This is a genomic window from Acidocella sp. (assembly GCF_035535915.1).
Taxonomy (GTDB): domain Bacteria; phylum Pseudomonadota; class Alphaproteobacteria; order Acetobacterales; family Acetobacteraceae; genus Acidocella.
Window position 1 is genome coordinate 1 of sequence record NZ_DATLPB010000089.1, and the last position, 18561, is coordinate 18561.

At 66.7% G+C, this 18561-nt stretch carries 17 protein-coding genes; 12 read left to right on the forward strand and 5 right to left on the reverse strand.

Annotation, left to right across the window (positions count from 1 at the left end):
* Positions 1-292: 292 nt before the first annotated feature.
* A complete protein-coding gene (locus tag VNC39_RS11560; protein ID WP_325399336.1) occupies positions 293-1549 on the reverse strand; it encodes a sodium:proton antiporter in 1257 nt (418 codons plus the stop codon).
* Positions 1550-1600: 51 nt separating this feature from the next.
* Here VNC39_RS11560 and VNC39_RS11565 point away from each other — a divergent pair, with 51 nt between their 5' ends.
* From VNC39_RS11565 to VNC39_RS11590, 6 genes are read left to right on the forward strand one after another with little or no spacing between them, the layout of a single operon-like run.
* Positions 1601-2212 (forward strand): SRPBCC family protein, encoded by a 612-nt coding sequence (locus VNC39_RS11565; protein WP_325399338.1) that lies wholly within the window; start codon positions 1601-1603, stop codon positions 2210-2212.
* Positions 2213-2224: 12 nt separating this feature from the next.
* Positions 2225-3124: an AAA family ATPase gene (locus VNC39_RS11570; RefSeq protein ID WP_325399340.1), complete on the forward strand. Its 900-nt coding sequence runs from the start codon at positions 2225-2227 to the stop codon at positions 3122-3124.
* On the forward strand, positions 3121-4281 hold the full coding sequence (locus tag VNC39_RS11575) for a vWA domain-containing protein (RefSeq protein ID WP_325399342.1): 1161 nt from the start codon (positions 3121-3123) through the stop codon (positions 4279-4281). The genes VNC39_RS11570 and VNC39_RS11575 overlap by 4 nt, the downstream gene beginning before the upstream one ends.
* Complete coding sequence (locus VNC39_RS11580; RefSeq protein WP_325399344.1) at positions 4278-4607, forward strand: XdhC family protein; 330 nt, start codon at positions 4278-4280, stop codon at positions 4605-4607. Before VNC39_RS11575 ends, VNC39_RS11580 begins: the two co-directional genes overlap by 4 nt.
* Positions 4604-5296, forward strand: coding sequence for an XdhC family protein (locus VNC39_RS11585; protein ID WP_325399346.1), 693 nt, complete (start codon positions 4604-4606; stop codon positions 5294-5296). The genes VNC39_RS11580 and VNC39_RS11585 overlap by 4 nt, the downstream gene beginning before the upstream one ends.
* A complete protein-coding gene (locus VNC39_RS11590; RefSeq protein ID WP_325399348.1) occupies positions 5293-6915 on the forward strand; it encodes a molybdopterin-binding/glycosyltransferase family 2 protein in 1623 nt (540 codons plus the stop codon). The genes VNC39_RS11585 and VNC39_RS11590 overlap by 4 nt, the downstream gene beginning before the upstream one ends.
* 120 nt (positions 6916-7035) lie before the next feature.
* Here the strand turns inward: VNC39_RS11590 and VNC39_RS11595 are convergent, their stop codons facing one another.
* Positions 7036-7833, reverse strand: coding sequence for a creatininase family protein (locus VNC39_RS11595; RefSeq protein ID WP_325399350.1), 798 nt, complete (start codon positions 7831-7833; stop codon positions 7036-7038).
* An 85-nt stretch (positions 7834-7918) separates the two neighbouring features.
* Here VNC39_RS11595 and VNC39_RS11600 point away from each other — a divergent pair, with 85 nt between their 5' ends.
* Positions 7919-9355 carry a mannose-1-phosphate guanylyltransferase/mannose-6-phosphate isomerase gene (locus tag VNC39_RS11600; RefSeq protein ID WP_325399352.1) on the forward strand — a complete coding sequence of 479 codons (1437 nt, stop codon included), beginning with the start codon at positions 7919-7921 and terminating at the stop codon, positions 9353-9355.
* 113 nt (positions 9356-9468) lie between these two features.
* Here the strand turns inward: VNC39_RS11600 and VNC39_RS11605 are convergent, their stop codons facing one another.
* The gene (locus VNC39_RS11605) at positions 9469-9750 is read right to left on the reverse strand and encodes a BolA family protein (protein ID WP_325399354.1); all 282 of its coding nucleotides are present in this window, start codon (positions 9748-9750) and stop codon (positions 9469-9471) included.
* A 64-nt stretch (positions 9751-9814) separates the two neighbouring features.
* Here VNC39_RS11605 and VNC39_RS11610 point away from each other — a divergent pair, with 64 nt between their 5' ends.
* The 3 genes from VNC39_RS11610 (at position 9815) to cobT (ending at position 13366) form a co-directional block, all read left to right on the forward strand.
* Positions 9815-10408 (forward strand): J domain-containing protein, encoded by a 594-nt coding sequence (locus tag VNC39_RS11610; protein WP_325399356.1) that lies wholly within the window; start codon positions 9815-9817, stop codon positions 10406-10408.
* Positions 10409-10474: 66 nt separating this feature from the next.
* The gene (cobS, locus tag VNC39_RS11615; RefSeq protein WP_325399358.1) at positions 10475-11485 is read left to right on the forward strand and encodes a cobaltochelatase subunit CobS; all 1011 of its coding nucleotides are present in this window, start codon (positions 10475-10477) and stop codon (positions 11483-11485) included.
* Positions 11486-11491: 6 nt separating this feature from the next.
* A complete protein-coding gene (cobT, locus tag VNC39_RS11620; protein WP_325399360.1) occupies positions 11492-13366 on the forward strand; it encodes a cobaltochelatase subunit CobT in 1875 nt (624 codons plus the stop codon).
* Between the two features lie 52 nt (positions 13367-13418).
* Here cobT and VNC39_RS11625 read toward each other — a convergent pair whose 3' ends face one another.
* Positions 13419-14543 (reverse strand): hypothetical protein, encoded by a 1125-nt coding sequence (locus VNC39_RS11625; RefSeq protein ID WP_325399362.1) that lies wholly within the window; start codon positions 14541-14543, stop codon positions 13419-13421.
* Between the two features lie 103 nt (positions 14544-14646).
* The gene (locus tag VNC39_RS11630) at positions 14647-16086 is read right to left on the reverse strand and encodes an MBOAT family O-acyltransferase (RefSeq protein ID WP_325399364.1); all 1440 of its coding nucleotides are present in this window, start codon (positions 16084-16086) and stop codon (positions 14647-14649) included.
* Between the two features lie 116 nt (positions 16087-16202).
* Between VNC39_RS11630 and VNC39_RS11635 the strand changes: the two genes are divergently transcribed.
* Positions 16203-17348: an ATP phosphoribosyltransferase regulatory subunit gene (locus tag VNC39_RS11635; protein WP_325399366.1), complete on the forward strand. Its 1146-nt coding sequence runs from the start codon at positions 16203-16205 to the stop codon at positions 17346-17348.
* Between the two features lie 181 nt (positions 17349-17529).
* Positions 17530-18561: adenylosuccinate synthase (locus tag VNC39_RS11640; protein ID WP_325399368.1), on the forward strand; the 1032-nt coding region annotated here is incomplete at its 3' end.

Below are 18561 nucleotides of genomic sequence, written 5' to 3' on the forward strand. Positions count from 1 at the left end.
CGCGAGCTGGGGCTGATCCTGCTCACCTGCGGCATGTTCGGCAACACCATCCGCCTGCTGGCACCGCTCACCGTCTCCGACGCGGTGCTGGCCGAGGGGCTGGACCTTCTGGAACGGGCGCTGACACGTAAGTAAGAAAGCAGGCGCTTTTTGAAAAAAGCGCCGCAAAAACTTTTTTACGCTGGGCCATGGGCTTTGTCGGGGACAATGCCCATGGCCCAGCATAACAAAGTTTTTTTGCTACTTTTTGTTCACAAAAAGTAGCGCTTACTTCACTTCTCTCCAGCCTTCTCTAAAAAAACACCAGGCTCATCAGCGCGTAAATCGGCACCAGCACCACGGCCATGATTCCGGCATAGGCGAAAAAGCCCGGCATTCTCACGCCGCGCCGGGAGGCAATTTCGCGGATCATCAGGTTCGGCGCGTTGCCGAGATAGGTGAGCGGCCCGAAAAACACCGCCCCGGCGGCGATGGCCGTGAGCAATGGCGCCGCCCCCTGGGCCAGCGCCGCCGCATGGCCGCCGCCGGCCTCGAAGAAAATGAGATAGGTGGGGGCCGAGTCCAGCACCGCCGAAGCCACCCCCGAGGCCCAGAACCAGGCGACCGGCACCGGCGGGATTTGCGCGGCCTGCAGCAGGGCGAAAGCCGGGCCGATCGTCGCGAAGATCGCGAAGAACAGGATGGTGATCTCGCGCATCGCCCGCCAGGCGAAGCGGTTCTGGCTGCGGATCGCATTCGGCGTGAACATCTCCGAAACCAGGATGCACCCGATCTCGACCAGCATGACCGCCAGATGCTCCAGCGGGATGGTGGCCGACAGCACGGTCACGTTGCCCGGATGCCAGATCCCCTCCACGGGAAGCACCGCGATCAACAGCAGGAGCAGCGCCATGTTCAGCCAACCGCGGACACGCAGTTTTTGCGGCTGCGGGCGCGGCTCCTTGCGGGCCAGCCAGACATCGAGCCCAAAGGTCAGCGCCAGCACCGGCGCCGCCAGCAGCAGCAGCGGCAGCAGCAGGTGCATCAGCGGCCAGAAGAACGGCACGCCCCGCAGGAACCCAACCAGCAGCGGGGGGTCGCCGAGCGGGCTGAGGGCGCCGCCGGCATTGGCCACCAGAATGATGAAAGCGACGACCAGATGCCGCTTCTCATGGCGGTAGCCGTTCGCGGCCAGCAGCGGATGGATCAGCACCAGCGCTGCGCCGATCGTGCCCATGATCGACGCGAGGAGGGTGCCGGCGATCAGCAGCAGCAAGTTTCCCCCCGGCCGCCCGAGCGGGCCGCCGCGAATCGAAATGCCGCCGCCCAGGGCATAAAGCGCCAGAAGCAAGGCGATGAACGGCAGAAAATCCGCGAGCACCGCCTGCCACAGCGCCAGCGCGGCAGAAGGCGCGCCATGCGCCAGAGCTTGCAGCAGAAATCCTAACGCCACCCAAAAGCCGATGAGTGCGGCCATGCGACGATGCCACAGACGTGGCAACAGGCCGGGCAGGATGGCAAAACTGAGGAGAACGCCAGCGAAGGGAACGACTTGCGCGAGTTGCCCCATCAGCCCAACGCCGATACGTTACGTTCCAGCATACACGGAGTCCGTTCTTACATGGATATGTCAGGTGAAAGACTGATCGAGGCTTCCCGCGACACCGTCTGGGAAGCACTGAACAATCCGGATATTCTGAAGGCCTGCATCCCAGGATGCGAGACCATCGAAAAACTGTCCGAAACGGAGATGAAAGCCACGGCAGCCGTTAAACTGGGGCCCATCGCGGCACGTTTCGCGGGCAAAGTGCGTCTCTCCGATCTCGATCCACCGAACGGATACACGATTTCCGGCGAGGGCCAAGGTGGTGTCGCCGGATTTGCGAAAGGCGACGCAAAAGTCACACTCTGGGACGAGGCCGGCGCGACCAAGCTCATCTACGAGGTGCAGGCGCAGGTCGGCGGCAAAATGGCGCAACTCGGCGCGCGGCTGATCGATTCCACGGCCAAGCAATATGCCGATACCTTCTTCACCAAATTCTCCGCCCTCGTCGCGCCGCCCCCGGCGCCCGTCGCAGGGCCAGAAGCGGAGCCGGCCTATCATCTGGCGCATGAGGACCATGACCACGACCCTAGCAACCCGCATTATTTCGGCCTGCCGCTGGGTGTGATCCTCGCCGCCGTCGTCGCCGTGATCGCCGTCGGGATCACGCTGGCGAAACTGCTGCATTAGAGCCCCGCGCCAATGATCCCCGCCTCCATCGCCGAGACCTCCGCGCTGCTGGCGGCTCAGGGCTATCTCGCCGACCGGCAGCTTGCCACCGCGGTGCATCTGGCGCTCGCCATGCCGCGCCCGCTTTTCCTCGAAGGCGAGCCCGGCACCGGCAAGACCGAGATCGCCAAGGTTCTGGCCGCCGGGCTCGGCCGGCGGCTGGTGCGGCTGCAATGCTATGACGGGCTGGACCTCGCCGCTTCCGCCTATGAATGGGACCATGCCGGCCAGTTGATGGCGATTCGCCTGGGCGAGGCGTCCGGACGGCGGGAAGGACTTGCCGCCAACATCTACAGCAGCGAGTTCCTGCTCCGCCGCCCGCTGCTCTCCGCCATCGACCCGGACCTGCCGCCCGCCGTGCTGCTGATCGACGAGCTGGACCGCGCCGACGAGCCGTTCGAGGCGTTCCTGCTCGAGCTGCTGGGCGACTTCCAGCTCAGCATCCCGCAATTCGGCGTGGTGCGGGCGCGGGAAAAGCCGGTGGTGGTGCTCACCTCCAACCGCACCCGCGAGGTGCATGACGCAATCCGCCGGCGCTGCCTGTATCACTGGGTGGACTACCCGGACGCCGCGCGCGAGGCGGCGATCCTCCGCATCAAGGCCCCCGGCCTGGAGGCGAAGCTCTCTGCCGAGGTGGTCGCCTTCGTGCAGCGCGTTCGCGGCGCGGAAATCTTCAAGCCCCCCGGCGTCGCCGAGACGATCGACTGGGCACTCGCTCTGGCGGCTTTGGACCAGCGCGAGCTGGACGCTGAAATGGTTGAAGACACGCTCGGCGTGCTGCTCAAATACCAGGACGACATCACCGCGCTGCAGGCCGCCGGGCTCGCCGCGCGGGTGGCGCAGGCGAAAAGCGAAGCGCGCCTGGCGTTATGAGGCTCGCGCAAAATGTGCTGCATTTTGCGCGCCTGCTGCGGCGGACCGGCCTGCGCATCGGCACCGCGGAGAGCCTGGCCGCCATCGAGGCCCTCACCCTTGTCGATATTTCCGACCGCGACAGCGTGCATGACGCCCTACGCGCGGTGATGATCCACGCGCGTGAGGAGCTGCCGCTCTTCGATCAGGCGTTCGCCTTGTTCTGGCGTGCCCCGCAAGCTTCCGCGCCACCCCCCGGCGCCGCCGGTTTGGACAAAATGGCCCCCGGCGAACGCCGCCTGGCCGAGGCGCTTGCGCAAGGCGCGACCGGCACCGCGCCAGCGCTTGAGGCGGCGCAAGCCGATGCCGCCTCCGCCAGCGCGCGCGAGCGGCTGAGCCGGATGGATTTCGAAGCCATGGGCGCGGCGGAAATCGCCGCCGCGAAGGCCGCGATCGGCAAGCTGCGGCTGCCGCTGGACGAGCGGCGCACCCGCCGCTGGCGCCAAGCCGCCACCGGCCGCGTCGATCTCCCCGCCACGATCCGCGCGTCCTTGCGCACCGGCGGCGAGATCCTGGCACTCGAGACACGCCGGAACCGCACGCGCCCGCCGCCTTTGGTCGTGCTCTGCGATATTTCCGGCTCAATGAGCCGCTATGCGCAGATCCTGCTGCACTTCCTGCACAGCGTCGCCAATGACCGGGAGCGGGTGAGCATCTTCCTGTTCGGCACGCGGCTCTCCAACGTCACACGGCAGCTCAGGCACCGCGACCCGGAACTCGCCTTCCAGATGGTGTCGGCCTTGGTGCCGGACTGGTCCGGCGGCACGCGCATCGGCGCGGCGTTGCAGGAGTTCAACCGCCTCTGGGCGCGGCGCGTGCTCGGCCAGGGGGCGGTGGTGCTGCTGGTGACCGACGGGCTGGATCGCGGCGGCGCCGCCGGGCTGGATGAGGCGATGGCGCGGCTGCATCGCTCCTGCCGCCGGCTGATCTGGCTGAACCCGCTGCTGCGCTGGGACGGATTTTCTCCCCAGGCGCAAGGCATAAGGGCAATCCTGCCGCATGTTGATGAATTCCGTCCGGTGCATAATTTAGAGAGCCTTGAGGGGCTGATCGCCGGCCTCGCGGCGCCGCCCGGGGCGCGCAACGCCGCCTACACGGCATGGAGGAAACATCTATGAGCGATACCGAGACTGCCGAGACGGTTCTGAAAACCGCCGCCAAATGGCGCCGCACGGGCGAGGCCGTGGCGCTCGCCACAGTCATCGAGACCTGGGGCAGTTCCCCCCGCCCCGCTGGCAGCCGCCTGGCGGTCACCGAATCCGGCAAGATGGCGGGGTCGGTCAGCGGCGGCTGTATCGAAAGCGCGGTCGCTGAGGCCGCCCTGGCCACCCTGCAATCCGGCCAGCCCGCTTTGCTCGCCTTCGGCGTGACCGACGAAATGGCCTGGGAGGTCGGCCTTGCCTGCGGCGGCAAGGTGCACGTGCTCGTGGAGCCGTTATCATGAAACTCGCCGCCATCGACGCGCTGGCCGCCGCCGCCGAGGCCCGCCGCCCGGTCGCATTCGCCAAGCGCCTCAGCGACGCCGCGGAATTCGTCCTCCCTGATGCCGCCGCGCCCGCCGCCCTGACCGAAGCGGGGGCCACTGCCCTGGCCACGAACAAGACGGGCACCGTCACGATCGGCGATGAAACCTGGTTCATCGAGGCGCGCAACCCGCCACCCCAACTCATCCTCATCGGCGGCGTGCATATCGCCCAGTCGCTCGTACCGCTCGCCACCATGGCTGGCTTCGCCGTCGTGCTGGTCGACCCGCGCCGCGGCTTCGGCAACCAGGAGCGTTTTCCCGGTGCGGCGATCAGCAACGACTGGCCGGACGATGCCGTGCGGGCGCTGCGCCCGGACAGCCACACCGCCCTCGTCACCCTCACCCACGACCCGAAGCTCGACGACCCGGCGCTGGATGAAGTGCTGCGTTCGGCGGCGTTCTATATCGGCGCGCTCGGCTCGCGAAAAACCCATGCCGCCCGGCTGGAGCGGCTGGCGTCCCTGGGCCATGGCGAAGCCGCGCTGGCGCGCATCCACGGCCCGGTGGGGCTGAATATCGGCGCGGTCAGCGCGCCGGAAATCGCCCTCTCGGTGATGGCGGAAATCGTCGCGGCCCGGCGCCAAGGCGGCCTGGTGCCGCGCAAGTGATCTTCGGGCGCATTCCGCTGGCGCAGGCGCTGGGGAGCATACTCGCGCACAACACGCAGACCGCCGACCGTGTGCTGCGCAAAGGCACGCGGCTCGATGGCGACGCCATCGTCCGGCTGCGAGACGCCGGTCTGGCGGAAATCACCGTTGCCCGGCTGGAACCCGGCGACGTGCCGGAAGGCGAAGCTGCCCGCCATCTCGGCGACCTGCTGCCCGGCCCGTTCCTGCGCCGCTCGGAGGATATCCACGGCCGGGTCAACCTGGCCGCGACGCTGCCCGGCCTGCTGCGGCTGGATACGGCAAAACTCCAAGCCTTCAACAGCATCGACGAATCGGTGACGCTGGCGACCCTGCCCGATTACGCGGCGGTGGCGCCGGGCGCGCTCGTCGCCACGCTGAAAATCATCCCCTTCGCGGTCTCGGCCGCCACCATGAAAGCCGCCGAAACCCTGCTGGCCGGCGCCGCGCCCGCCATTTCCCTCGCGCCCTTCCGGCCTCTTAACGTCGGGCTGGTCCTCACCACCCTGCCGCAGCTCAAAGACGCGGTGATCAGTCAGACCATCGAGGTGACCCGTGCCCGCGTCGCCGCCCGGGGCGGTGTCCTGCTTCCCCCCATGCAAAGCCCGCACGATTCGCCCCCCCTGGCCGAGGCCATCACCGGGCTGGTAACGGCTGGCGCGGAACTCATCCTCATTTCCGGCGCCTCGGCGGTGACCGACCGGCTGGACGTCGCCCCCGCCGCCATCGTCGCCGCGGGCGGACGGGTCACGCATTTCGGCATGCCGGTCGATCCCGGCAACCTGATCTGCTTCGGCCAGATCGGCGACCGCCCCGTCATCATCCTGCCCGGCTGCGCCCGCAGCCCGGCGCTGAACGGCATCGACTGGGTGCTGGACCGGATTTTCGCCGGCGCGCCTCTTGGACGGGACGAAATCGCCCGCATGGGCGTCGGCGGATTGCTGAAGGAGATGGAAGCCCGCCCCGCCCCGCGCGCGAATGCCTCAGGCAACAAGGCGCCCCCCCACCCCCTGCCGCGAATCGCCGCCCTGGTGCTGGCTGCGGGACGCTCCACCCGCATGGGCCACAACAAGCTGCTCGCGCGCCTGGCCGACGGGCGGACGATGATCGAGCACACGGTCGACCAGGTGCTGGCGGCCGCCAACCGGCCGGTGCTGGTCGTCACCGGCCATGACGGCGCCGAAATCCGCGCCGCGCTGGCGGGCAAGCCGGTCGGCTTCGTCGCGGCGCCGGATTATGCTTCGGGCCTCGCCCACAGCCTGCGCGCCGGCATTGCCGCCCTCCCGGCCGAGACCGATGCGGCGCTGATCTGCCTCGGCGACATGCCGCTGGTCCCGCCCCACGTGCTGAACCAGCTTCGGGCCGCCTATGCACCTGAAGAGGGGCGCGACATCGTGTTGCCGAAATTTAACGGCCAGCTTGGTAACCCGGTGCTGTGGGGGCGGCGCTTCTTCGGCGAATTGCTGGCTTTGACCGGCGATGCCGGGGCGCGGCAGATCCTGCACCGGCACATGGCGTCCGTCATCGAACTGCCGGTTCCCTCCGACGCGGTGCTGCGCGATTTCGACACGCCGGAGGCATTGGCCGCGCTTTTGCCGTGAAAGGAAGCGCTTCTTTTTGTGAACAAAAAGAAGCAAAAAAACTTTGTTACGCTGGGCCATGGGCTGTGTCGGCGACAACGCCCTTGCCCAGCATAACAAAAAGTTTTTGCGCCGCTTTTTTCAAAAAGCGGCTGCTTGCTTTCCTACATGAGCGACAAACCGCGCCGCCACCGCCACCAGCTCGTCAGCGACCGCCTGCCCCAACGCCGCGGACGCGCCTGGCCACGCCGCCGCCACCGCCGGGCGTGGCACGGCGTCGAACTCCGCCGGCGCGTCGATCTCCACGCCCTCGAAATCGAGCGTGCCGAAATTGCTCACCTTTAATCCCAACAAGCTTTGCGGCGGGGGTGCGGTATCGTCCGCGCGCACCGTTTCGCCCCGCAGCGCCATGGTCAGCGACAGTAGCGGCTCCGCCCCATGGCCGAAATGCCCGGCGGCGACGTGCTTTTCCATCAATTTGCGGGCGATCTTCCACAAATAGAACGAGGGGATCACCACGCCCCGTTCATGGCGCACATTCAGGGTCACTTCATGAATAATCGGCAAATTTCCGCCATGGCCGTTGAGAATCACGATCCTGTCCAGCCCGTGCCGCAGCAGCCCTTCCAGCAGGTCGGTCAGCGTGGCGCGGAAGGCGGCGGGGGAAAGTGCCAGCCCGCCCGTACTGCAACCGAAATAATCCGCCACGCCGAACGGCAGGCAGGGAGCCACGAAACTTCGGCTTCCCAGCGAAGTGGCGGCCTCGGCGATGCGCCCGGCCAGCCTGTCCGCCAGCAGATAATCTCCCATCGGCAAATGCGGCCCATGATCCTCATGGCTACCGAGAGGGAGTAGAATCACGGGCTTCGACACAGCCGCTTGCGCAAAATCGGGCGCTGTCATATCCGCAAGGTGCGAGGATCGTCCGGGTGTATCCATGGGGCCATTCTGCAGGTTTTACGGGACAGGCGTAAAGTCCGACCATTTATCAGCAAATTTATCTGCAACCGAAATAAGGGTTTCCATGACATTCGCTGACCTTGGCAGTAAAATTGTTCCGGTTATTCTCTCTGGCGGTTCCGGCACGCGGCTCTGGCCGGTCTCCCGCAAAAGCTTTCCCAAGCAATTCTGGCCGCTGATTTCCGAAAAATCGCTGTTGGCGGAAACCGCGCTCAGGGCGCACTCCCCCGCCTTCACCGCGCCGATCGTGGTGGCGAACCAGGAGCACCGCTTCGTGGTCGCCGAACAGCTGCGCAACGCCGGGATCAAGGGCGCACAGATCCTGCTCGAACCGGTCGGCCGCAACAGCGCCCCGGCGATCGCCGCCGCCGCGCTGCTGGCGGCGGAGACGAATCCCGACGCGGTGCTGTGGATCATGGCCGCCGACGCCTCGATCACCGACCAGGCGGCCCTCCAGGGCGCGCTGAGATCCGCCGCCGCCGCCGCCCGCGCCGGCCATCTCGTGACCTTCGGCATGCATCCCACAGCGCCGGAAACCGGCTACGGCTACATCACCGAGGGCACGGCGATCGAGAACCTGCCGGGCGTGTTCTCCGTGTATCATTTCATCGAGAAGCCGGACACGGCTCATGCCGAAGCATTGCTGAAGGAAGGCAACAATCTCTGGAACTCGGGGATGTTCATGTTCCAGGCCAGCACGCTGCTTGCCGAGATGGAAAGGCTGGCGCCCGACGTGCTGAGCGCGGTGCAGGCGGCGATGCAGACCCGCACCAGCGATCTCGACTTCCTCCGCCTCGGCGCCGCCGCGTTCGAGACCGCCCCGGATATCAGCATCGACTATGCGATCGTGGAGAAGACCGACAAGGTGGTGGTGGTGCCGGCCGCCCTCGGCTGGTCCGATGTCGGCTCCTGGGCGGCGCTGGCCGACATCGCCCCCCATGACGATCGCGGCAACGCCGCGTTCGGCGATGTGCTGCTGGAGGGGGTCACGAACAGTTACGCACGCAGCGACGGCGCGATGACCGCCCTGCTCGGCGTGCAGGACCTCGTGGTCGTCACCACCAAGGATGCGGTGCTGGTGGCGCACAAGAACGAATCGCAGAACGTGAAAAAAATCGTCGACCGGCTGAAGAAGATGAAGCGGCCGGAAGCGGACACGCATAACCGCACCTACCGCCCCTGGGGGTTCTATGAGAGCCTGATCCAGGGCGACCGCTTCCAGGTGAAGCGGATCGTCGTCTGGCCGGGGCAGAAACTCTCGCTGCAGAAGCATTTCCACCGCGCCGAACACTGGGTGGTCGTGGCCGGCTGCGCCGCCGTCACCTGCGACGCCGAGGTGCGCATGGTGCACGAAAACGAGAGCATCTATCTGCCGCTCGGCTGCGTCCACCGCATGGAGAATCCGGGCAAGATCCCGCTCACCGTGATCGAGGTGCAGTCCGGCCCGTATCTGGGCGAGGATGACATCGTCCGCATCGAGGACACATACGGGCGGAATTAAAGGAAGGAAGCAGGCGTTTTTTGAAAAAAGCGCCGCAAAAACTTTTGTTGACGCTGGGCCCGTGCCGTCGCGGCGCCACGGGCCCAAAGTCAATAAAGTTTTTTGCTTCCTTCTTAGCTGGCCTCGTCCGGCGTCTGCAGCTTCAGCGACAGCGCGTGCAGCCCGGTCTTGAATTCCCCGTCCAACGCCTCGTGCACGGCGCGCGAGCGGGCGACGCGGGACTGTCCTTGCAGCGCGGCGGCGACCATCCGTACCTGGTAATGGGTTTCACCGGCAGGCAGGCCGTTCCGCCCGGCATGATTGGCATGCTTCGCACTTTCATCGACGATCTCGAGCAGCGCGGGCTTGAAGGCGGTTTCGAGGATTTCCTGAATCCTCTCATATCTGTTCTTCATAATCAGCAGCATCCTAGGCCAGGGTCAGTGTTGCTTATTCGTGTCAAGCGCGCACATTAGGGGCATGATCGCCACTTCACGCAAGCCGCGCGCCTTTGCGCCAGACCCGGACGCTCCGGGCCGGGGCTGCGACATACCGAACTGCCCCCACCAGGGCGAGTTCCGCGCGCCCAAATCGCGTTCGACGCTGCGCGAGTTCTACTGGTTCTGTCTGGACCATGTGCGCGCCTACAACGCCTCCTGGGATTTCTACAAGGACATGTCACCGGACGAGATCGAGGCCGAGCTGCGCGCTGACTCCGCCTGGCAGCGCCCCACCTGGCCGCTTGGCCGGCTTGGCGCCCATGCGCGCATGGACGAGGCGCTGGAGGCCGAACTGAACGCGTTCGCCTTCGGCCAGCACGCCAAACCGGCCCCGCAGGCCGGCGCCCCGCAGGAATTGCGCGAGGCGCTCGGCACCCTGGAGCTGGGCTGGCCGGTGACGCTCGACGAAGTGAAGACCCGCTACAAGGAGCTGGCCAAGCGCCACCACCCCGACGCCAACCATGGCGACAAGGGCTCCGAGGAGCGATTGAAGCGCATCAACCTTGCCTATGCGACGCTTCGTGGCAAACTGGCCGCGAACCAGGCGCGTACCGCCGAGACGGTGGCGGATTAGGGCTGGTTGAACCAACCGTCGGAAGCCGCTCATGTTTACGTCCGAAGCAACAGGATTGAAGATTCAATGAACAATGTCGCCGCATTCGCTGAAACCCGGAACACGCCGACCTCGGCGGTGAACCTGCCCGACACCAAGGTGAAGGCGCGCGACGTGTTCGGTATCGACATCGACATGGAGGTGCCGGCCTTCTCGGTCCGCACCGAGCATGTGCCGGAGATCGACCCGGCCTATCAGTTCGACCGCGAGACCACCCTGGCCATCCTCGCCGGATTCGCCTTCAACCGCCGCGTCATGGTGCAGGGCTATCACGGCACCGGCAAATCCACCCATATCGAGCAGGTCGCGGCGCGGCTGAACTGGCCCTGCATCCGCGTCAACCTGGACAGCCATATCAGCCGCATCGACCTCGTCGGCAAGGACGCGATCGTTCTGAAGGACGGCAAGCAGGTCACCGAGTTCCGCGAGGGCATCCTCCCCTGGGCGCTGCAGCATCCCTGCGCCCTGGTGTTCGACGAATATGACGCCGGCCGCCCGGACGTGATGTTCGTGATCCAGCGCGTGCTCGAGGTCGAGGGCAAGCTCACGCTGCTCGACCAGAACCGCGTGATCCGCCCGCACCCCGCCTTCCGGCTCTTCGCCACCGCCAACACCGTGGGGCTGGGCGACACCACCGGCTTGTATCACGGCACGCAGCAGATCAATCAGGGCCAGATGGACCGCTGGAACATCGTCGCCACCCTCAACTATCTGCCGCACGCGCAGGAAGTGGCGATCGTCATGGCCAAGCTCGGCATCTCCGCCTCCGACAAGGAAGCCAAGAAGCGCACCGAGAGCATGGTGGCGCTGGCCGACCTCACCCGTGCCGGCTTCATCGCCGGGGACATCTCCACGGTCATGTCGCCGCGCACCGTCATCACCTGGGCGGAAAACACCCGCATCATGGGCGATGTCGGCTTCGCCTTCCGCCTGACCTTCCTCAACAAATGCGACGAGGCCGAGCGCAACACGGTGGCGGAATACTACCAGCGCTGCTTCAACGAGGAGATCGCGACCGGCCTGCGCGCCGCGGGATGACGCGCCATGGCTGCTAACGACCAGGGAAAAGCCGAGGATTTCAAGCGCGCCACGGCGGGCGCGCTGCGCGCCATCGCCCGCACCGCCGACGTGGACGTGGCCTACCAGCCCGGTCCTTCGGGCCTGGCCGGCAAGCGCGCCCGCCTGCCGGCGCCGTCGCGGGCTTTGCCCGCCGCGGAGATGGCGAAACTGCGCGGCATGGCCGACGCGCTGGCGCTGCGCCTGCGCCACCACGACAATGCGCTGCATACCTCCCGCGCCCCGGCCTCGCGCGAGGCCAAGGACATTTACGATGCGCTGGAGCAGGCGCGGGTGGAAATTATCGGCGCCGCCCATATGGAGGGCGTCTCGGCCAATCTGCGCCGCCGGCTGAATGAGGAATGCGAGACCGAGGGGCTCGACCGCATGACGCGGCGCGACCAGCTGCCGCTGTCCACCGCCCTCTCGCTGCTGGCGCGCGACCGCATGGACCCGGCCTCGGTGCCGGACTCGGCGCAATCCATCCTCTCGCTCTGGCGCCATACGCTGAGCCCGGCGGCCGAGGCGGCGCTGACCGAGCTCGCCGCCGCGCGCGGCGACCAGTCGGCCTACACCAAAGCCTCGCGCAAGCTTCTGGCGGCCCTGGACCTCGCGGAAGCCGAAACCGACACCGAGGAAGACAGCGACTCCGACGACCAGGATGAGACCGGCGAGGATAGCGGGCAACAGGACGATTCACAGCAGGGCGAAGGCCAGACCGAGAGCGAGGAGCAGGCCATGCTGTCCGCTCAGCCGGAACCCTCCGAGGCCGAAGGTGCCGAGCAGGAGGCCGATGCGGACAGCGACCTCGACGATGTCAGCGCCGAGGCCGAGGAGGCGCCCGCCGGGCCGCAGCAACGCCGCGCCGCGCCGCCGGAGGACGAACGCACCGCCTACCACGCCTTCACCCGCGCCAATGACGAAGAGATCGACGCCGAGGAGCTGTGCGACCCGGAAGAGCTGAGCCGGCTGCGCCAGCAGCTCGACCAGCAGCTGCAGCATCTGCACGCCGTGGTCTCGAAACTCGCCAACCGGCTGCAACGCCGCCTGCTGGCGCAGCAAACCCGCGCCTGGGAGTTCGACCTGGAAGAAGGCATGCTGGATTCCGCCCGGCTGTCGCGCATCATCGTCGACCCGCTGCTCGCCCTCACCTACAAGCGCGAGCGCGACACCGAATTCCGCGACACGGTGGTGACGCTGCTGATCGACAATTCCGGCTCCATGCGCGGCCGCCCGATCACCGTGGCGGCGATGTGCGGCGACATCCTGGCCCGCACGCTGGAACGCTGCTCCGTCAAGGTCGAGGTGCTGGGCTTCACCACCCGCGCCTGGAAAGGCGGGCAGAGCCGCGAGCAATGGGTGGCGGCGGGCAAGCCGCCCAACCCCGGCCGGCTCAACGATCTGCGCCACATCATCTACAAGGCTGCCGACACGCCCTGGCGGCGGGCGCGGAAAAATCTCGGTCTGATGCTGCGCGAGGGGCTGCTCAAGGAGAATATCGACGGCGAGGCGCTGCTCTGGGCCTATCGCCGCCTGCTCTCACGGCCGGAACACCGGCGGATCCTGATGGTGATCAGCGATGGCGCGCCGGTCGACGATTCCACCCTCTCGGTCAATACCGGCAACTACCTGGAACGGCATCTGCGCGACGTGATCCACGACATCGAGTCACGCGACCTGGTGGAGCTGATCGCCATCGGCATTGGCCATGACGTGACGCGCTATTACCGCCGCGCCGTGACCATCGTCGACGCCGAAGAGCTGGGCGGCACGATGATGCGCAAGCTGACCGAACTGTTCGACGAGGACGAGGCCGCGGCCTGGTCACGTGTGGCCGGGCAGCGCGCGGCGTTGGTGGGGTAAAGCAAGGGAAGCAAGCAGCCGCTTTTTGAAAAAAGCGGCGCAAAAACTTTTATCAACTTGGGCCGGCGGCGGTGAAACCCGCACGGCCCAGATTAACAAAGTTTTTTTGCTTCTTTTTGTTCACAAAAAGAAGCCTTCCTTTCTTGCTTGGGCAGTCAGCCGCGACCCGTTCGATCGCGGCGCCGGGCGGCACGACAGGGCGACGCAGCAGCCCGGCCAGCCCTTCCGCCACCGCGATCGAATGCCGGTACTGGCAGGGCCGGGCCAGATGGTCCTCGCCATTGAAGAAATCCTCCGGCGGGTAGAGGCTGCGGTTGGGCAGGACCAGGAATGCCCCGCCCTGCGCAGTGTAGAGGCCGGCGATGGCCCGGACCGCATCGTCGTTGAGCGCCTGGGTGGAGAAATCCGTCGGCAGCCCGCCGATCACGATGACCCCGCGCGCCGCCTCCGCCGCGACGAAACGGGCGATGAGCGCCGCCCCATACCCTTGGCTGATGTCCTGCACGGGCGGCACGGCGCGGGCCGGGTGGCGCAGCAGGTCCGGCGCGGCATCGGCGAGGCGGTTGTCGATCCGGTCGCCTTGCGCATCATATTCCCGCGCCAGCAACGCCTCGGGCGAAACGCCGTGCCGCGCCAGCGCCATCTCCGCGAGCGCATCCAGCGCGTCGGCCAGCGTGCAGCAGAACAGCGCGCCGAAAATCCGGTCCGGCGGCAGGTGCGCCAGCAGCGCCCGGTCATGGCGCCAGAGCAAGAACCCGTCCGCGGCAGCATCGTATTGGCGGCGGGTGGCGGTGTATTGCGCCAGCTCCATCGGCAGATAGACCACATCGCCACGGCGCAGAAACGGGGCGTCGCGGCGGAAAATTTCGTCGAGCCCGATGCCGACCGCCGTGCCGCCATTCTCGCAGGGCAGTGCCAGCATCGCGCCGATCACCACGCAGGAATGTGAGTAGGAGGCGTTGGACCCCGCCAGGATGAGGATTTTCGGCGATGGCAGGGCGGCGAGGCGCTGGGCCTTCTGCACCATTTCCGTGCGCAGCAAATCGAGCGACAGCGGCCGATCGAGCCAAAAGCCGAAGGCCAGGACGTAAAGCAGGACCGAGAGCGCGCAGCAGGCAGGCAGGCGCAGGCCAGGGTTAGCAAAGAAAGTGGCCGCTTTTTGAAAAAAGCGGCGCAAAAACTTTTTGTTTACGCTGGGCCGGTGGCGGTGACACCACCACGGCCCAAAGTTTACAAAGTTTTTTTGCTTCTTTTTGTTCACAAAAAGAAGCCTTCCTTTCTCAAAACTGAAAATACAAAAACGGCACGGCCGCGGGCGCGAAGAACAGCGCCTGCATGCAGAAGCCGAAGCCTGCCACCAGCGCGGCACTCCGCCCCCAGCCCGCCCGCCCCGGCGCGGCCTCCGGCACGGCCAGCGCCACGAACCAGGCAAGCCCCAGCAGCAGGCCGGCCTGCGCCAGGCTGACGGTGCGCGCATCACCGAGCCAGGGCAGCACCGGCACGATGTGAACAAGCTTGGCCAAGCCCGGCACCAAAGCGGCATAGAAGGAAGGCAGCGCGACTCCATGCGCGCCGCACAGCCCGGCATAGAAATCCATCGTCGCCGCCCATCCCGGCGCGCGGAACGGCACCCAGGCCAGCAGCACGCAGAGCAGCGTCAGCCCCCAGGCCAGAGGTTGGGGCAGTCGCCAGCCCCATTTCGCCCAGAAACCCTGGATCACCAGGAACAGCCCGTGCAGCCCGCCCCAGAGCAGGAACCGCCAGGCCGCACCATGCCAGAGCCCGCCCAGCAGCATGGTGATCATGAGATTGGCCACCCGCCGCGCCGCGCCCCGCCGGTTGCCGCCGAGCGGGATATACAGGTAGTCGCGCAGGAAGAGACTGAGCGTGATGTTCCAGCGCCGCCAGAAATCGCTCACGCTCGTCGCCCGATAGGGGCGGTTGAAATTCTGCGGGAAAATGATGCCGAACATCCGGGCGAGGCCGACCGCCATGTCGCAATAGCCGGAAAAATCGAAATAGATCTGCGCCCCATAGGCCAGCAGGGCGACCCAGGCCTCGATGAGCGTGAGCGGGTCGTGCCGGCCGGCGGCGGCGAAGCCGGGATCGGCGAAGCGCGCGAGGCTGTCCGCCAGCAGCAATTTCTTGCTCAGCCCCAGCAGGAAAATTTCCGCGCCCTCGGCCAGCCTTGCGGCCATGTCCCGGCTTGGCGCCAGGGCAGCCAGTTGCGGCAGAATATGGCCCGGCCGCACGATCGGCCCGGAGATCAGGTGCGGAAAGAAGGCAATGAAGCAGGCGTAATCGAGCAAACCCGGCAGCGCGATGTCGCGGCGGTAAAGATCCACCAGAAACATGATTTGCTGAAACGTGAAAAAACTGATCCCAAGCGGGACCGGCCAGCCGCCGAACGGCGATCCGAACCAGGGCGCGGCCAATCTTGCATATTTGCCGACGCCGAGGAGCAAAAGATTGCCCGCTAGCCCCACCGCCAGCCAGCCGCGCCCGCCCCCCCGCGCGAGACGCCGCGCCAACAGGTAATTGCCGCCGATCGACCCCAGCAGCAGGAGCACCGAGGCCGGATTGCCCCAGGCGTAGAACACCAGGCTGCAGGCCAGAAGCCAGAGCACCACCGCCCGCCTGCCGCATCTTCCCAGGGCGAAAAACCCGCCCAAGGCCAATGGCAGGAACGCCAGCACGAACAGCCTGCTGTTGAACAGCACTGGCGCCGAGCCCCCCTTCAGGTTGCATACCGGCCGTTTAGTACGAATACGAAACAGGTGCAATTGGACCTGAGACGTAGCAATGCTATAGCGCCGCGCCACAGAGATTGGGTCACATGAACGAAACACCGCTCACCCACCCTGCCCTTCTGCCCGCCGGCCTGCGCGACGTGCTGCCGCCCGAGGCCGAGTTGGAAGCCCGTTCCGTCGGAGCGATCATGGATTGCTTCGCCGCGCACGGCTATCAGCGCGTCGCCGCGCCGCTGCTCGAGTTCGAGGACAGCCTGTTTTCCGGCTCCGGCGCCGCCACCGCCGAGCAGACCTTCCGGCTCATGGACCCGGACAGCCAGCTCATGATGGGGCTGCGCGCCGACATCACGCCGCAGATCGCGCGCCTGGCCACCACCCGCCTGGCCGCCGCGCCACGGCCGCTGCGGCTGACCTATTCCGGCCAGTGCCTGCGCGTGCGCGGCAGCCACCTGCAGCCCGAGCGGCAAATTTCCCAGGCCGGCATCGAGCTGATCGGCCCCGATACCGTCGAAGCCGATGCCGAGATCATTCTCACCGCCGTGGCGGCGCTGGCGGAGATCGGCATTTCCGGCATCAGCGTCGACCTCACCGCGCCGCGCCTGGTCACGCATCTGTTGGATAACGTGCCGGACTCCGACCGCCGGGCCCTGGCACGCGCTCTGGACCGCAAGGATGCCGTGGCGGTCACCGAGGTCGCCAGCCCGCTCACGCGCCAGCTCCTGGAGTTGTTGGATGCCACGGGAGCCTGCGCGCGCGCGATCCCCGCTTTGCTGGCGATCGACCTGCCGGAGGCGGCCAAAATTCAGGCGCGGCGGCTCGCCGACACCGTTGCGCTGCTGCGCCTGCGCCAGCCGGAGCTGCAGATCACCGTCGATCCGGTGGAATTCCGAGGCTATCAATATCACACGGGGCTGTGCATGACGCTGTTCGCCCTGGGCGAGCAGGCCGAGCTTGGCCGCGGCGGGCGGTATCTGTGCGGCGACACCGAGCCCGCGACCGGCATCACTTTGTATCCGGACACGATCGTCAGAGTCGCCCCGCCGCAAAAGCTGCGCCCCCGTCTATATCTCCCCTATGGCACGCCGGCGGCCGCCGCCGCCGACTGCCGGGCGCAACACTACGCCACGGTGGCCGGGCTGGGGCCGCACCCGGCGCCGCGCGACGAGGCGGCGCGGCTCGGCTGCTCGCACATCTTTGAAAACGAGGCGATCCGCCCGCTGCATGAGACATAAGAAAGACTACTTTTTGTGAATAAAAAGTAGCAAAAAAACTTTGTTATTCTGGGCCCGTGTAGTTTCAGCGCCTCAGGCCCGGCGAAAACAAAAGTTTTTGCGCCGCTTTTTTCAAAAAGCGGCCGCTTTCTTCCTCTCTGTACCTACCTGACGTAATCACGCTCTGAACCAAGGACAAAAAATGACCAACGTTACCATCATCGGCGCGCAATGGGGCGACGAGGGCAAAGGCAAAGTGGTGGACTGGCTTGCCAGCCGCGCCGACATCGTGGTGCGCTTCCAGGGCGGGCATAATGCAGGCCACACGCTGGTGGTCGGCAACCAGACCTACAAACTCTCTTTGCTGCCCTCCGGCGTGGTGCGCGGCAAGCTCGGCGTGATCGGCAATGGCGTGGTCATCGACCCCTTCGCTTTGCTCACCGAGATCGAGCGCGTCACCGCCCAGGGCCTGCCGGTCACGCCCGCCTCCCTGCGCATCGCCGACAACGCGCCGCTGATCCTGCCGCTCCACGTGGCGCTCGATTCCGCGCGCGAGGCGGCGCGGGGAAGCCGCAAGATCGGCACCACCGGGCGCGGCATCGGCCCCGCTTACGAAGACAAGGTGGCGCGCCGCGCCATCCGCGTCTGCGACCTGAGTGAACCGGAAACGCTCTCGGCCAAGCTCGACGAGTTGCTGCTGCACCACAACACTTTGCTGGCGGGGCTCGGCGCGCCGACCTTCGACAAGGCCGACCTGTTGAAAAGCCTGCTGGAGCTGGCGCCGAAAATCCTCCCCTACGCCGAGCCGGTGTGGGAACGCCTGGCGGCGGCGCGGCTGAAGGGCGAGCGCATCCTGTTCGAGGGCGCGCAGGCGGTGATGCTGGACGTCGATCACGGCACCTACCCGTTCGTCACCTCCTCCAACACCGTGGCCGGCACCGCCGCCTCGGGCTCCGGCATGGGGCCGGATGCGGTGGGCCGCGTGCTCGGCATCGCCAAGGCCTATTGCACCCGCGTCGGCTCCGGCCCGTTCCCGACCGAACTGGCCGACGCGACCGGTGCCCTGCTCGGCGAGCGTGGCCATGAATTCGGCACTGTGACCGGCCGGCCACGCCGGTGTGGCTGGTTCGACGCGGCGCTGGTGCGGCAGGCGGTCAAGGTCGGCGGCGTGCAGGGCCTCGTGCTGACCAAGCTCGACGTGCTGGACGGATTTGCCGAGCTCCGGATCGGCACC